Raw genomic sequence first — 15,182 nt, 5'->3', positions numbered from 1 at the left:
TGAAGGGTGCCGTCTCTTGACTTTATGAGACAGCTCATTCCGGTTTGCCGGCCCGAGTGCGTTAAACTGGGGCATTGTGCGGCGCGCGGACCAGGTGGTCCCAGCCTGCCAACCCGCCGCAGGGGCCGCAGTTTGCGACGGTGCCCCTAGACGATGAAGTGCCAGCCGCCCCACGGGCCGGCGGCCATACCAAGACGGACTCATGAGCGACAAACCGCTGACCGATTTGACCTTCTCCTCCTTCGAGCTGCACCCGGCCCTGCAGGCCGGCCTTGAAGGAGCCGGATTCACCCGTTGCACCCCGATCCAGGCGCTGACCCTGCCGGTCGCGCTGCCCGGTGGTGATGTCGCTGGCCAGGCTCAGACCGGCACCGGCAAGACCCTGGCCTTCCTGGTCGCTGTCGTGAACCGCCTGCTGACGCGTCCGGCCCTGGCCGACCGCAAGCCGGAAGATCCGCGCGCGCTGATCCTCGCCCCGACCCGCGAGCTGGCCATCCAGATCCACAAGGATGCGGTGAAGTTCGGTTCCGACCTGGGCCTGCGTTTCGCCCTGGTCTACGGCGGCGTGGATTACGACAAGCAGCGCGAGCTGCTGCAGCAGGGCGTGGACGTGATCATCGCCACCCCGGGCCGCCTGATCGACTACGTGAAGCAGCACAAGGTGGTCTCGCTGCACGCCTGCGAGATCTGCGTGCTGGACGAAGCCGACCGCATGTTCGACCTGGGCTTCATCAAGGACATCCGCTTCCTGCTGCGCCGCATGCCGGAACGCACCATCCGCCAGACCCTGCTGTTCAGCGCCACCCTCAGCCATCGCGTGCTGGAGCTGGCCTACGAGCACATGAACGAGCCGCAGAAGCTGGTGGTCGAAGCCGAGACCATCACCGCCGCGCGCGTGCGCCAGCGCATCTACTTCCCGGCCGACGACGAGAAGATCCCGCTGCTGCTGGGCCTGCTGTCGCGCAGCGAAGGCGCGCGCACCATGGTCTTCGTCAACACCAAGGTGTTCGTCGAACGCGTCGCCCGTTCGCTGGAAAAGGCCGGTTACCGTGTTGGCGTGCTGTCCGGCGACGTGCCGCAGAAGAAGCGTGAGAGCCTGCTCAACCGCTTCCAGAAGGGCCAGCTGGAAATCCTGGTGGCCACCGACGTGGCCGCGCGTGGCCTGCACATCGATGGCATCAAGTACGTCTACAACTACGACCTGCCGTTCGACGCCGAAGACTACGTGCACCGCATCGGCCGTACCGCGCGCCTGGGCGAAGAGGGCGATGCGATCAGCTTCGCCTGCGAACGCTATGCGATGGGCCTGCCGGACATCGAGGCCTACATCGAGCAGAAGATTCCGTCCGAGCCGGTCACCAAGGAACTGCTGACCCCGCTGCCGCGTCCGGAACGCCCGGCCCCGGCTGCGGGCGAGGAAGGCGAGGACAACGAAAGCGTCGGCCAGATCTTCCGCGAAGCGCGCGAAGCCCGCGCTGCCGAGGAAGAGCGTCGTGGCGGTGGCCGCAGTGGCGGCCGTTCCGGCAGTGGTGGTGGCCGCGGTGGCCGCGGTGGCCGCGACGGTGAGCGCAGCGGCGAGCGCCGTTCGCGTGGCCCGCGCAAGCCGCGCGTGGAAGGCGAGCAGGGCGCTGCCGCCCCGGCCGCCGGTGCCGAAGGCGCTGCCGCGCAGGCCCCGCGTCCGCCGCGCCCGCCGCGTGCTGAAGGCGCACCGGAAGGTGCGGTGGACGGTGAGCACAAGCCGCGCAAGCGCCGTCGTCGTCGCCACGGCCGTCCGGTCGAAGGTGCCGAGGGTGTGCAGAACGCCGCCAGCAATGGCGCCAGCCCGGTCACCCCGGTGCAAGTGGTGGCCAAGCCGGTGCGCACGGCTGCTGATACCGGCGATTCGTTCCTGACCCGCATCGGCCGCAAGATCCGCCGGATGCTGTCGGGCAGCTGATCGGCGCTGCCGATCAGCGGGTAGCACCCGACCGTTGGTCGGGTGACCTTGACCGGTGTGCCGACCAACGGTCGGCACCCAATCTGGCCGGCAACCCACACAGCCGCCGGCCAGCGGCCGGCACTACCGATGGCGCTACCGATCCGTCGCGCCGGTCCTGCATAATCGGGGCATGAGTGTCCTGCGCTTCGACAATGTCAGCAAACAGTACGCCGGTGGCCACGAGGCGCTGACCGATGTCAGCTTCGAGGTCGCGCCGGGCGAGATGCTGTTCGTCACCGGCCATTCCGGTGCGGGCAAGAGCACCCTGCTCAAGTTGATCCACCTGGACGAGCGGCCCAGCCGCGGCGCGGTGGTGTTCGACGAGCGCAACCTGCTGAAGGTGCGCGGTGGCGACGTGCCCCGCCATCGACGCGCGGTCGGCGCGGTCTACCAGGACCACCGCCTGCTGATGGACCGCTCTATTGCCGAGAACGTGGCGCTGCCGCTGATCCTGCGCGGCACCCGCCGTAGCGACATCAACAAGCGTGTGCGCTCGGTGCTCGAGCGGATGGGCCTGGGCCATCGCGAGAAGGCGCTGCCCTCGCAGCTGTCGGCCGGTGAGCAGCAGCGCGTCGGCATCGCCCGCGCCATTGTCGGTGAGCCCAAGCTGCTGGTGGCCGATGAGCCGACCGGCAACCTCGACCCGACCCTGGCGGCGGAGATCATGGCCCTGTTCGCCGAGCTGCCCGCGCGCGGCACCAGCGTGCTGGTGGTCAGTCACGACCTGCCGCTGCTGCGCCGCATGCGCAAGCGCGTGCTGATCCTTGACCACGGCCGGCTGGTGGATGACATCTCGCCGCAGGACCTGGCGGAGTAATCGATGGCGAAGAACGAAAACAGCGAAGCCGCCGCCCCGTCGCGTGTGGGCGTCTGGTTCCAGCACCACGTGCACAGCGTGGTGTTCAGCCTCGGCCGCGCCTGCCGCAAGCCGTGGGCGACCCTGCTGACGGTGATGGTCATGGCGCTGGCGCTGGCCCTGCCGCTGGGCCTGTCGATCGCGCTGGACAACCTCAAGCAGTTCGCCGGCAGCGTGCAGCAGTCGCGCGACATCAACGTGTTCCTGAAGGGCAACGTCGATGGTCCCGGCGCGCTGCGCCTGGCCGGCCAGCTGCGCGATCGCGATGACGTGGCCGAAGTGAACGTGCGCACGCCCGAGCAGGGCCTGCAGGAACTGCGCGATGCCGGCCTCGGCGAGGCGATCGATGCACTCAACGACAACCCGCTGCCCTCGCTGCTGGTGATCACTCCGGGCCAGGGCAAGGACGACGCGCGCCTGGCGCGCGCGCTGGAAAGCCTGCCCGAGGCCGACCTGGTGCAGCACGATGCGCTGTGGCGCCAGCGCCTGGATGCCTGGCTGGCGTTCGGTGCGCGGCTGGTGCAGGTGCTGTCGGTGCTGCTCGGCGTGGGCGCCGCGCTGGTGGTCGGCAACACCGTGCGCCTGGACATCCAGGCCCGCCGCGAAGAGATCGGCGTGCTGCAGCTGCTCGGCGCCAGTGATGGCTTCATCCGCCGCCCGTTCCTGTACCTGGGCGCGTGGTATGGCCTGGGTGCCGGCGCAGTGGCGCTGGCCCTGATTGCTGCGGCCGGCGCTGCCTTGCGCGTGCCGCTGGCCGAACTCTCGCGCAGCTACGGCAGCCCGTTCGTGCTGCACGGCCTGGACCTGCTGCATGGCAGCCTGGTCCTGCTCGGCACACTGCTGCTGGGCTGGCTGGGCGCGTGGCTGGTGACCGGCCATTTCCTTCGCCAGACCCGCCCGACCGACACCTGAGACCGGCATGCAACCGCAAGCGCTGAAGCACCTTGAAGGGCCCGCGACGCGGGTGATGGTGGTCGATGGGTCAAAGCTGGTCCGCAAACTGATCGCCGACGTCCTGCAGCGCGACCTGCCGGGCGTGGAAGTGATCGGCTGCGACAGCATCGAGGATGCGCAGCTGGCGCTGGCGCAGGGCCCGGTGGATCTGGTGACCACCTCGCTGACCCTGCGTGATGGCGACGGCCTGGCACTGGCGCGGATGGTCCGCGAAGCCGCAGGCCAGGCCTATGTGCCGGTGATCGTGGTCTCCGGCGATGCCCAGCAGCATCTGGAGCAGCGCCGCTTCACCGAGTACGTCACCGACTATTTCGACAAGGCGCTGGGCCACGAGGCACTGGCGACCTTCATCCGCGGCTACGTGCAGCCGCAGACCATTCCCGGCGCCACCATCCTCTATATCGAGGACAGCCGCGTGGTCGCCGAGGCTACCAAGCGCATGCTGGAACGCCAGCAGTTGAACGTGCTGCACGTGGTCAGCGCCGAAGAGGCGTTCACCCTGCTCACTGCCGAGTCGCTGGGCCGCAGCCGCCACCGCATCGACCTGGTGCTGACCGACGTTACCCTGAAGGGCGAACTGAGCGGCCGCGACGTGGTGCAGCGGGTGCGCGTGGACTTCGGTTACGGCAAGCGCCGCCTGCCGGTGCTGGTGATGACTGGCGACGGCAATCCGCACAACCAGACCGGGCTGCTGCAGTCCGGTGCCAACGACCTGGTGCTCAAGCCGATCGAAGAGCGCCTGCTGGTCACCAAGGTGCTGTTCCAGCTGCGGCTGGCCCGATTGAACGATGGACCCCTGATTCGATGATGGATGAAGCAGCCGACACCCCGACGATCCAGCTGGAACCGAGCTGGAAGCAGCATGTCGGCGATTACCTGTTGCAGCCGCAGATGCGCGAGCTGTCCAGCTTCCTGCGCCAGCGCAAGGCCAGTGGCGCGGCGGTGTTCCCGCCTGGGCCGCAGATCTTCGCTGCGTTCGATGCCACGCCGTTCGAGCAGGTGAAGGTGGTGATCCTCGGCCAGGACCCGTACCACGGCCGCGGCCAGGCGCATGGCCTGAGCTTCTCGGTGGCGCCGGGCGTGCCGGTGCCGCCGTCGCTGCTGAACATATACAAGGAGATCGAGAGCGATCTCGGTATCCCGCGCCCGGACCATGGCTGCCTGATCCCGTGGGCGCAGCGTGGCGTGCTGCTGCTCAATGCGGTGCTGACGGTGGAAGAGGGCAAGGCCGGTGCCCACCAGGGGCGTGGCTGGGAAGGTTTCACCGACCACGTGGTGGATGTGCTCAACCGCGAACGCGACGGCCTGGTGTTCATGCTCTGGGGCGCGTACGCGCAGAAGAAGGGCAAGGTCATCGACACCCGCCGCCACCGTGTGCTGAAGTCGCCGCACCCGTCGCCGCTGTCGGCCCACCGCGGCTTCCTGGGCTGCCAGCATTTCTCGATGGCCAACGAGTACCTGCAGCGCCGCGGGCAGGCCCCGATCGACTGGTCGCTGCCGCCGCGTTCGGCGCTCTGAGCGGGCCGGGCAGTAGCCCGGCGCCGCCAGCGATGGATCAATGGCCCGCTGCTGGCGCGATATCCGCGCGCCGATAGTAGGCACGCGCGCCTTCGGCAATCACGCTGAGGGCTTGGACCGTGCCGTCGCCACCACGGTGGAACAGCAGCTCCGCACCTACGCTGCCGGCGAGGAAGCGAACAGGGGTCAGTGCCTGGAGCATGACGGCCTTGCCCCGTCCTGGAAGGCGCAGTTCCAGTCCCGCTTGGCCTGCCTGTACGTCCAACGTCGTGGCTTCGAACCAGTCAGCGAGACCGCCGCGGACGTCCATCGGCAGCGCGCCATCGAGTACGAAGTGGCCGCTGAAACCTGGGTAGCTGTCGCGCAGAAGCGCCGGGTCAAGCGTGCGGATGACTGGTTTGGCATTGTGGCCGAGTGCGTCGGAAAGGGCATTGCGGATTTCCCCGCGCAGTGCGGGGCCGTTGTCGCCATTGGTCAGGATGACGAATCCATCGCCGCTCTCCGGGTAGCCTTCGATGCCGGCGTGATAGCTGTCATTGCTGCCATTGTGGAAGAAGCGGCGACTGGCGCCGTTGCCGGCCAGCTCCGGACCCAGGCCACGACCGGCCGGCGCCACTTCGCTGACCATCTGCAGGGCCAACGACTGCGGCAGCCATCCATCCTTGGTGCGGATGCTGCGCAGCAGGGCCGCGACGAACAGGCCCATGTCGTTGGCGCTGGTCCACAGCCCGGACGCCGCCTGTTCTGGAAAGCTCTGCCAGCCGCGTGGCAGGGCCTCCGGCTGGCCTTTGTTGTCGTGCGCGTGGGCAATGTTGCCGTAGCTGGCCGGCAAGGGATTCTGGTACGTGCTGCGGGACATGCCCAGTGGCGCGAACACCTCGCGTTGTGCGACCTCAGCGAATGCTCTGCCGGTCAGGTCTTCGATCGCCAGCTGCACCACCATGTAGCCGCCACCGGAATAGTCGACCTGCTGGCCGGGCGCGTGGATCAGGCGTATCGGTTCATTCTTCGCAGGCGCCAGTCCATCCAGTGTCTGCAGCAAGGTCGGCAAGCGTTCGGCAGGCTGGTAGTCCTGGAAGCCATGCACATTGAAGCCGGCGGTGTGCGAGAGCAGCATGCGCAGGTTGATCTGCGGGTGCAGTCCCTGCGCATCGGCAGGCACATGCCAGCGACGCAGCCGAAGGTCGATGTTCTCTTCCATCGAGACTGTGCCGGCGGCAACCAGCTTCAGGGTTGTTGCTGCAGCGCCCATCTTGCTGACCGAGCCCACCGAGAACACGGTATCGGCATCCACCGCATCGCGCGTGCCCGCCTGGCGCAGGCCGAATCCAGCGGCGTATACCACCTGGCCATTCCGGATCACCGCAACGGCAGCGCCCGGTATCTTGTAGTGGGCGAGGCGTTCCTCGATCGACCACTGCGGCAGCGCGGCGCCCAGCTGCGCGGTGCTGGGGCGCAGGCCATGGGCCATTGCCTGGGCAAAGCGCGCAGGGTCTTCAGCACTGGCGTCAGTGGCCATCACGTGGAACGGGGTCAGGGAGACCAGCAGCGAACACAGCAGCAGGCGGTTCATCATCGACATCCTTGCAGGAGTGGAAGAGCGGGCGGGATCGGCACACGCGTTGCCACGCACGCCTGCCGCGTCCGGTCGTTGCGGGTGGAACGGGTTATCGCCGCAGCGCGGGAGGCGATGCGGCGGCGGCGTCAGCGTCGTTCGCGGCGGGCGCCCTGCGCCAGCAGGTAATCGCGCACGGCCGCGTTGCCGGCCTGGTTCAGCGGTGTCCGCCAGCGTCCCAGCCAGCCGTCGGCCTCCACGCCCAGGTTGATATCGGCGCCGTGCGCGAGCAGGTACTGCACGGTGGCCAGATGCCCTTCGCGCGAGGCATTGATCAGCGGTGTCTCGTCATAGGTCACGACCCGGTTGACGTCTGCACCGGCCTGCACCAGCTGCTCGACGATGGGTTGCAGGCCCAGCGCGGAGGCGACGATCAACGGATTGCCTTCGCCCAGCGCAGCGCGATCAGGGTCGGCTCCCAGCTGCAGCAGGGCGTCGACCATCACCGGATCGCGTGCGCGGATGGCCTGGATCAGCGCCGTGCCATCGCCGAGCACGCGCGCATCGAGATCGACGCCCGCCACCGCCAACGCGTGGACCTGCGCGACGTCATGCGTGCTGGCGGCCTGGAGCAGAGTGTTGACGCGCGTATCGGAGGTGCTGGCCGCTGGTGAGGCCAGTCGTGGTGAGACAGCCACCGCGGTGCCGACGCAGGCCAGCAGAAGCAGCAGGCCCAGCATCAACAGACTGCGGCGCCGAGGGGCGTACGACGGGGCGTCCAGCAGTTGGTCGATGCGCTGCGCCAGCTGGCTGCGTGCACTGAACATGCCCAGTGCAAGCGTCGGCGCCTCTTCGCGCAGGGCCTGCAGCTGTTCGATACCGGCCAGCAGCGAGCCTGCATAGTCCAGCGGTTCGCGTGCCTGCATCGCAGCGCGTGCATCACAGGCCATTTCGCGCAGTAGCGCCAGGCGTGCCTGGGCAAGGTGCAGGAGTGGATTCCACCAGAACAGTGCTGTTCCCGCCCGCAGCAGCGTGCTTGTCCACAGGTCGCGTCGATCCAGGTGTGCAACCTCGTGGCGGACGATGTCGCGCAGCACGTTGTTGTCCAGCCGTGCCAGCAAGGGGCGGGGCAGGAGGATCTGCGGGCGCCACAGGCCGACGACCATCGGCCCGTCGACGGCGCAGGTGGCGATCGTCACGTGGGCGGGCACGATGTCGGCCAGGACCGCGCGCAATCCGGCGGACGCCGGTTGCGCCAGCCGCCGCAGCCGGCGCGCGTGCAGCATCGCGTCCAGCAGGCGCATGCCCAGCCACAGGGTGCCCAGCAGCCAAAGCAGTGCAAGCACCGTCGGCAGGGTCTTCGGCAGTTCGACGTAATAGATGTCGGGCTGCCGTCCGGCTTCGAAGATGGCCTCTTCCGTCGTTGCCCCTTCGCCGGGCATGGGGTGGAACGCGGCCGCAGGCGGTGCCGGTGCGGGCAGGGTGGTCGACCATCCAGGCAGGAAGGCGCTGAGCGGCAGCAGCAGGGCAACGGCCATCGCGGCTGTCAGCAGCCAGGAGCGTTGTTCGGCACTGAGGGCCCGCCGCCGTGCCAGCCACATCGCTGGCAGCAGCACAACTGCGGACAACAGCAACTGCCGAAGGCCCAGTGCCATCGCCATGTCGATGAGGTTCATTCCTTCCTCCCGGCCCTGGCATCGCTGATGCGCTGCTGCAGTGCCTGCAGTTCGTTGCGGTCGATTTCGCGTTCGTCCACCAGGTGCTGTGCCAACACGTTCGGTGAGCCGTCGAAGAACTGATGCAGCAGATGTTCGAGCGCTTGCCGGCGGGCCTGCTCGCGGCTGAGCGTGGCGTGATAGATGTAAGCGCGACCTTCCTGGCGATGACTGACAAAGCCCTTCTTCGCCAGCACGTTGAACATGGTCAGCACCGTGGTGTACGCGACCGGCTTGTGTTCGCCGAGCACATCCGCCACATCGCGGACGGACGCTTCGCCCTTGTCCCAGAGGATGTCGAGGATGGCCTGCTCGGCGGGGGTGGGATTCTGCGAGACAGGGCGGGCCATGCGCTTCTACGTATGAATTAGTTGATGCATCGGAGCATGTCGCCGGATGGCTGTCAACGGGTTTCTTAGTAGTAAAGGTGCGGCCCTCAGCCTTCGGGCCTGAACACCCGGCAACGTCTTCTGGCCTGAATGGGCCTCAAGAACGGCCCGTTCAGCTCCGCTTGACCGGAATCGGCCGGTTTCCAGCAGGTAATTGATTGAATTCCAAGGGATTGTGAATCCCGAAAAGCGTGCTCGCCACTGTCATCAAATCGCGCTACGGTAGGGCTCTGTTTGGGACCAGTGTTGCATCAATAGGATGCTGGAACTTTTTCCTCCTTTAGCAGTCCAAATGCCGGACTGCTAAGATGGGTGCCTATGAGCCAGAACACCTCTACTGCCCTTGTGGCAAACAATCTCCCGATTCCCAGTGCGCTCGGTTCGCTGGACGCCTACATCGGTGCCGTGCACCAGATTCCGGTGCTGTCGGTCGATGACGAACAGGACCTGGCCCGTCGCTTCCGCGACGGCAACGATCTCGACGCCGCCCGCGAGCTGGTGCATTCGCACCTGCGCTTCGTGGTGCACGTGGCCCGCGGCTACAACGGCTACGGCCTTGCGCTGGGCGACCTGATCCAGGAAGGCAACATCGGCCTGATGAAGGCGGTCAAGCGCTTCGACCCGGACATGGGCGTGCGCCTGGTCTCCTTTGCCGTGCACTGGATCCGTGCCGAGATGCACGAGTTCATCCTGAAGAACTGGCGCATCGTGAAGGTCGCCACCACCAAGGCGCAGCGCAAGCTGTTCTTCAACCTGCGCAAGTCGAAGACGCGCCTGGGCTGGATGAACGCGGCTGAGGTCAGCGCGGTGGCGAAGGACCTGAACGTGTCCGAGCGCGAGGTCATGGAAATGGAGTCGCGCCTGTCCGGTCGCGATATCGGTTTCGATGCGCCGACCGACGAGGACAACGAACACGCGCCGCCGTCGCCGGCTGCGTACCTGGTTGCCAACGACGAAGACCCGTCGATGGCCTACGAACGTGCCGACAGCGAAGACAACCAGATGCAGCTGCTGCGCGAAGGCCTCGCCGAGCTGGATGCGCGCTCGCGCGACATCATCCGCCGCCGCTGGCTGGATGCGGACAGCAAGGTGACCCTGCAGGAACTGGCTGACGAATACGGCGTGTCGGCCGAGCGTATCCGCCAGGTTGAAGCGAACGCGCTGAAGAAGATGAAGGCGCTGTTCACCGCGTAAGCGGAAAGGCGTGGCAATTGTGAAAGGCTCGGCAGCAGTGCCGGGCCTTTTTCGTTTGTGGGGCTTAGCTACGCATGACGTGGCTCTATTCTGACGCCAGGACGGTGGTTGCGCCGACCTGATCATGTGCTGGATGCTGATGTTTACGCTGTACCACGCAGTGGCACGGTATGATCATGCCACGCGTCTTCCTCACACGAAGTTTCAATCGCAGCATGCGCAGGACCACCCTGTCCGACGCTGCGCTGTACCGGTCGGTACGTGAAATGGAAGCGAGTCTGGTGGATGCTGATCTTGGCGGCGGAATCTTCAAGAAGCGCGTTGCCTTGCCGGGGCGAGGAAAGCGTGGGAGCGTTCGAATCATCGTCGCCACGCAGCGAGGCGGGCATTGGTTCTTACTTTTCGGCTACGAGAAGAATGAGCGTGCTGCGATCACGAATGCGGAACGCGATGCGCTGCAGTTGTACGCATCGGAGTTCCTGAAAATGAGTGCGGCGCAGTTGAATCGTGCCGTGGAGTACGGGGATCTACAGGAGATCGACCATGACGAAGACCCCTGAGCGACGGCGCGCGAAAAGTGCGCTTCTTGAAGCGGTGCATGATGCCGCTGTGAGTCTGCACGCGCATGGTTTCATCGATAAACGTCGATTGAGCAGCTACGAAGCGCTTTGCCTTGAGCCGGTGCCTGAGTACAGCAGTGCCCAGATACGTGCCCTGCGTACGTCATTGCAGCTCAGTCAGCCGGTCTTTGCGGGAGTTCTCAATACCAGCGTTTCCACCGTACGCAGCTGGGAGCAGGGCGAAAAGAAGCCCAGCGGACCGTCACTGAAGTTGCTTAACCTGATTGATCGGAAGGGACTCGAAGCAGTCCTGTAAAGCAAAGGCCCGGTTCTGCCGGGCCTTTGTTTTTCCGAGGCGTTCAATCCACGCATGGCGTGGATCTACCCAGTGTCAGTAGAGCCACGCCATGCGTGGCTGCGGCGCGGCCGTCACTCTTCGCGTGCGATCGCGCGCCAGCCGATGTCGTTGCGGTGGAACTCGTTGGCCCAGGTCACCTTGGCCACGCCTGCATACGCATTCGCCTGCGCGTCGCGCACGCTGTCGCCCAGTGCGGCCACGCACAGAACGCGGCCGCCGGCGCTGACGACCTGGCCCTGCGCATCCAATGCCGTACCGGCATGGAACACCTTGGCACTGGCCGGCACATCATCCAGGCCGGAAATCACGTCACCGGTGATCGGTGCTTCCGGGTAGGGCTTCGCCGCCAGCACCACGCCCAGCGACGGGCGCGGATCCCAGTGTGCTTCCACCTGATCCAGCCGGCCATCGATGGCGGCTTCCACCAGCTCCACCAGATCCGACTGCAGGCGCAGCATCACCGGCTGGGTTTCCGGATCGCCGAAGCGCACGTTGAATTCGATCACCTTCGGCGCGCCGCTGGCATCGATCATCAGGCCGGCATAGAGGAAGCCGGTGAACGGGATGCCGTCGGCGATCATGCCCTGCACGGTCGGGTTCACCACCTCGCGCATCACGCGGGCGTGCACCTCCGGCGTGACCACCGGGGCCGGCGAATAGGCGCCCATGCCGCCGGTGTTCGGGCCGGTGTCGCCGTCGCCGACGCGCTTGTGGTCCTGCGAGGTTGCCATCGGCAGCGCATGCACGCCGTCCACCATCGAAATGAAGCTGGCTTCCTCGCCGTCGAGGAATTCCTCGATCACCACGCGGGCACCGGCATCGCCGAAGGCGTTGCCCGAGAGCATGTCACGCACAGCGTCTTCGGCTTCGACCTGGGTCATCGCCACGATCACGCCCTTGCCGGCGGCCAGGCCATCGGCCTTGACCACGATCGGTGCGCCCTTCTCGCGGATGTAGGCCAGCGCGGCGTCCACGTCGGTGTGCACGGCGTAGAACGCGGTGGGGATGTTGTGGCGGGCCAGGAAGTCCTTGGCGTAGGCCTTGCTGCCTTCCAGCTGCGCGGCAGCAGCGGTCGGCCCGAAGATACGCAGGCCGGCGGCGCGGAAGCGGTCGACCACACCGGCCACCAGCGGCACTTCCGGGCCGACCACGGTCAGCGCCACGCCTTCGGCCTGTGCCAGCGCCAGCAGGCCGTCGATATCGGTCACCTTCACCGCCACGTTGCGGCACTTGTCTTCGCTGGCGGTGCCGGCGTTGCCGGGAGCCACGATCACTTCGGTGACACGGGAGGACTGGGCCAGCTTCCATGCCAGGGCGTGTTCGCGGCCGCCAGAGCCGATGACAAGTACGTTCATCACGAGATTCCAGATTGCGTGGGAAGGGAAGATCGATATCCCCGGCGGCGCGCGTGGTTCACTCGCAGCCTTCGCGTCGCAGCGATTCGGGGAAGGAATAGGCCCAGGTCTTCGGGTCCAGGGTGAAGCGGTGTTGCTGCCGGACCTGCTTGCCACCGCAGGTGGTGCCGGTTTCGTCGATCAGCAATGGCCAGACCCGCGCGCTGCGGTCGCTGTCGTCGAAACGCAGGGCGAAATCGATGCTGAAACGGCGGGTGCGGCAGTCGTTGGCGGTGTCCGGGTCGGTACTGGCGTCGACCGTGTCGCACTCGTACTGGGCGTCATTGTCGATATGGCTGCGCAGGCTGCCACTGGCCACCAGGCCGTTCGGGCCCGGCAGGATCAGCGACTGCGAGAGCAGCGAGAAGCCCTGCCCGAACCAGCCGTCCTCGACGCGGAAACCATAGAAGTCACTGCCGGCGCGGATGATGCTGGCGGTGCCGGGCTGGCCGCCGCTGCCGAAGCGCTCGCCGGTCAGTTCGCTGGTCACCTCGAAGCCATCGCCCTTGGGGCGCAGCACAAAGAACTCGATGGTTCCCGGGTCGATGTGCGCGCCATCGACCAGCGCACCGCACACGGCCAACAACTGCTGCCAGCTGTCCCCGCTCACCACCGGTTGTTCCGCGCAGACCTGCCAGTCCACCGCATGGGTATCGCCATCGTCGGTCCAGCTGCCGCGCCATTCAGCGGAGAGCGTGGCGTTGCTGCCGTAGCGCTGGACCAGGAACGCCTGCAGTCGTGCGGTGCGGCTGACATGCTGCGCCGGTGAGGCGGGGGCCATCGCAGGCGCATCTGCCTTCGGGCTCGCGCTGGGCTCGACAGCAGGCTTGCAGCCGGCCAGCATGGCCGCGCCCGCGAGGGCGAGGGCGGCCAGCGATTTCATTGAAACTGTGGACATCCGTGTCGCTCCAGGATCAGTGGCGGAAGTGGCGCACGCCGGTGAACACCATGGCCAGGCCATGTTCGTCGGCGGCGGCGATCACTTCGGCATCGCGCATCGAACCGCCCGGCTGGATGACCGCCTTGATGCCGGCGGCAGCGGCGGCGTCGATGCCGTCGCGGAACGGGAAGAACGCGTCGGAGGCCATCACCGAACCCTCGACCACCAGGTTCGCATCGGCGGCCTTGATGCCGGCGATGCGGGCCGAGTACACGCGGCTCATCTGGCCGGCACCGACACCAATGGTGCGGTTGTCCTTGGCATAGACGATCGCGTTGGACTTCACGAACTTGGCCACCTTCCAGGCGAACAGCAGGTCGGTGAACTGCTTGTCGGTCGGCGCCAGCTTGCTGACCACCTTCAGTTCGTCGCGGGTCATGCCGCGGTTGTCCGAGGACTGCAGCAGCAGGCCGGAACCCACGCGCTTGTTGTCGAAGTTGTTCAGGCCGTCGCCGTGCGGGATGCGCAGCACGCGCACGTTGGCCTTCTTCTGCGCGTATTCCAGCGCGGCCGGCTCGTAGTCCGGGGCGATCAGCACTTCGACGAACTGGCGGTCCAGAATCACCTTGGCGGTGGCGGCGTCCAGCGGTTTGTTGAAGGCAATGATGCCGCCGAAGGCGCTGGTCGGGTCGGTGGCGTAGGCCAGCTCGTAGGCATCGCCGTTGCCGGCACCGACGGCCACGCCGCACGGGTTGGCGTGCTTGACGATGACGCAGGCCGGCGCATCGAACTGGCGCACGCATTCCCACGCCGCGTCGGCATCGGCCAGGTTGTTGTAGCTCAGTTCCTTGCCCTGCAGCTGCTGGAAGGTCGCCAGCGTGCCCGGCACCGGGTACAGGTCGCGGTAGAACGCGCCGCTCTGGTGCGGGTTCTCGCCGTAGCGCAGGTCCATCACCTTCACGAAGGTGGAGTTCATCTGCGCCGGGTACTCGGCACGTGCCGGTACGGCGGCGTCGGTGGCGGTGACCGCCGACAGGTAGTTGCTGATCGCGGCATCGTACTGGGCGACGCGGTTGAACGCGGCCACCGAGAACGCGAAGCGGGTGGCGGCCGACAGCTGGCCGTCGTTGGCGTCCAGCGAGGCCAGCAGCTCGGCGTACTGCGACGGGTCGGTGGCCACCGCCACGCGGGCGAAGTTCTTGGCTGCCGAACGCAGCATCGCCGGGCCGCCGATGTCGATGTTCTCGACCGCGTCGGCGAGGGTGCAGTCGGCCTTGGCGGTGACCGATTCGAACGGGTACAGGTTCAGCACCAGCAGGTCGATGGCGCCGATGCCGTGCTCGGCCATCACCGCATCATCCAGGCCCGAACGGCCCAGCAGGCCGCCGTGCACCATCGGGTGCAGGGTCTTGACCCGGCCATCCATCATTTCCGGGAAGCCGGTGACGTCGGCCACGTCCTTCACGGCCAGGCCCATGTCGCGAATGGCCTTGGCGGTGCCGCCGGTGGACAGCAGCTCCACGCCGCGTGCAGCCAGCGCAGTGGCCAGCTCGACCAGACCGGTCTTGTCGGAAACGGAGAGGAGGGCCCGGCGGACGGGCAACAGATCAGCAGTCATGGGACAGAATCGGCAGCGGAGCGGGGCCGATATTGTAGGCGGTGGGGGCCGGTGGCGGGCGCTGGAAGGGGCAATTTGCCATGGCAATCGGCGTAAGGCCGGGTCGGGCACATCGATCCGGACCGGTCTGGGGGCTGGGCTGTGGACCGGAGCCGGGTTGTCGGAATCTGCCGACGATGGGGTAGGCTGTGCCCGCACTGCCAAGGATCAGCG

General features: G+C 66.8%; 14 protein-coding genes. 8 read left to right on the top strand and 6 right to left on the bottom strand.

The window, feature by feature from the left end:
- The first annotated feature begins 202 nt into the window (after positions 1-202).
- The 5 genes from rhlB to ung all read left to right on the top strand — a co-directional run bounded on the left by rhlB (position 203) and on the right by ung (position 5,306).
- Positions 203-1,936, top strand: a complete 1,734-nt coding sequence (gene rhlB, locus ACZK33_RS21270) for an ATP-dependent RNA helicase RhlB (protein WP_423174186.1) — start codon at positions 203-205, stop codon at positions 1,934-1,936.
- A 172-nt stretch (positions 1,937-2,108) separates the two neighbouring features.
- Positions 2,109-2,795 (top strand): cell division ATP-binding protein FtsE, encoded by a 687-nt coding sequence (gene ftsE, locus ACZK33_RS21265; protein WP_032129538.1) that lies wholly within the window; start codon positions 2,109-2,111, stop codon positions 2,793-2,795.
- Between the two features lie 3 nt (positions 2,796-2,798).
- On the top strand, positions 2,799-3,746 hold the full coding sequence (ftsX, locus tag ACZK33_RS21260) for a permease-like cell division protein FtsX (protein WP_010481047.1): 948 nt from the start codon (positions 2,799-2,801) through the stop codon (positions 3,744-3,746).
- 7 nt (positions 3,747-3,753) lie between these two features.
- Positions 3,754-4,596 (top strand): response regulator, encoded by an 843-nt coding sequence (locus tag ACZK33_RS21255; protein ID WP_032129540.1) that lies wholly within the window; start codon positions 3,754-3,756, stop codon positions 4,594-4,596.
- Positions 4,593-5,306, top strand: a complete 714-nt coding sequence (ung, locus tag ACZK33_RS21250) for a uracil-DNA glycosylase (RefSeq protein ID WP_423174185.1) — start codon at positions 4,593-4,595, stop codon at positions 5,304-5,306. The genes ACZK33_RS21255 and ung overlap by 4 nt, the downstream gene beginning before the upstream one ends.
- 37 nt (positions 5,307-5,343) lie before the next feature.
- On the opposite strand, the gene ACZK33_RS21245 is transcribed toward ung, so the two are convergent.
- The 3 genes from ACZK33_RS21245 to ACZK33_RS21235 form a co-directional block, all read right to left on the bottom strand.
- Positions 5,344-6,879 (bottom strand): serine hydrolase domain-containing protein, encoded by a 1,536-nt coding sequence (locus ACZK33_RS21245; protein ID WP_423174184.1) that lies wholly within the window; start codon positions 6,877-6,879, stop codon positions 5,344-5,346.
- 131 nt (positions 6,880-7,010) lie between these two features.
- Positions 7,011-8,537 carry a M56 family metallopeptidase gene (locus ACZK33_RS21240; protein WP_423174183.1) on the bottom strand — a complete coding sequence of 509 codons (1,527 nt, stop codon included), beginning with the start codon at positions 8,535-8,537 and terminating at the stop codon, positions 7,011-7,013.
- Complete coding sequence (locus tag ACZK33_RS21235) at positions 8,534-8,926, bottom strand: BlaI/MecI/CopY family transcriptional regulator (protein ID WP_423174182.1); 393 nt, start codon at positions 8,924-8,926, stop codon at positions 8,534-8,536. Before ACZK33_RS21235 ends, ACZK33_RS21240 begins: the two co-directional genes overlap by 4 nt.
- A 357-nt stretch (positions 8,927-9,283) precedes the next feature.
- Between ACZK33_RS21235 and rpoH the strand changes: the two genes are divergently transcribed.
- The 3 genes from rpoH to ACZK33_RS21220 all read left to right on the top strand — a co-directional run bounded on the left by rpoH (position 9,284) and on the right by ACZK33_RS21220 (position 11,035).
- Positions 9,284-10,159 carry an RNA polymerase sigma factor RpoH gene (gene rpoH / locus ACZK33_RS21230; protein ID WP_032129545.1) on the top strand — a complete coding sequence of 292 codons (876 nt, stop codon included), beginning with the start codon at positions 9,284-9,286 and terminating at the stop codon, positions 10,157-10,159.
- A 170-nt stretch (positions 10,160-10,329) separates the two neighbouring features.
- Complete coding sequence (locus ACZK33_RS21225; RefSeq protein WP_201117499.1) at positions 10,330-10,719, top strand: type II toxin-antitoxin system RelE/ParE family toxin; 390 nt, start codon at positions 10,330-10,332, stop codon at positions 10,717-10,719.
- Positions 10,703-11,035, top strand: coding sequence for a helix-turn-helix domain-containing protein (locus tag ACZK33_RS21220; protein WP_019338970.1), 333 nt, complete (start codon positions 10,703-10,705; stop codon positions 11,033-11,035). Before ACZK33_RS21225 ends, ACZK33_RS21220 begins: the two co-directional genes overlap by 17 nt.
- 113 nt (positions 11,036-11,148) lie before the next feature.
- On the opposite strand, the gene purD is transcribed toward ACZK33_RS21220, so the two are convergent.
- The 3 genes from purD to purH are packed head-to-tail and all read right to left on the bottom strand — an operon-like array spanning position 11,149 to position 14,969.
- Positions 11,149-12,432, bottom strand: a complete 1,284-nt coding sequence (purD, locus tag ACZK33_RS21215; RefSeq protein ID WP_423174181.1) for a phosphoribosylamine--glycine ligase — start codon at positions 12,430-12,432, stop codon at positions 11,149-11,151.
- Between the two features lie 58 nt (positions 12,433-12,490).
- Positions 12,491-13,369 carry a hypothetical protein gene (locus tag ACZK33_RS21210; protein ID WP_032129547.1) on the bottom strand — a complete coding sequence of 293 codons (879 nt, stop codon included), beginning with the start codon at positions 13,367-13,369 and terminating at the stop codon, positions 12,491-12,493.
- 16 nt (positions 13,370-13,385) lie between these two features.
- Positions 13,386-14,969, bottom strand: a complete 1,584-nt coding sequence (purH, locus tag ACZK33_RS21205; protein WP_423174180.1) for a bifunctional phosphoribosylaminoimidazolecarboxamide formyltransferase/IMP cyclohydrolase — start codon at positions 14,967-14,969, stop codon at positions 13,386-13,388.
- Positions 14,970-15,182 lie beyond the last annotated feature (213 nt).

Source organism: Stenotrophomonas sp. 86156_Sma, from assembly GCF_056481625.1.
This window is presented reverse-complemented; position numbering and strand designations above follow the sequence as displayed.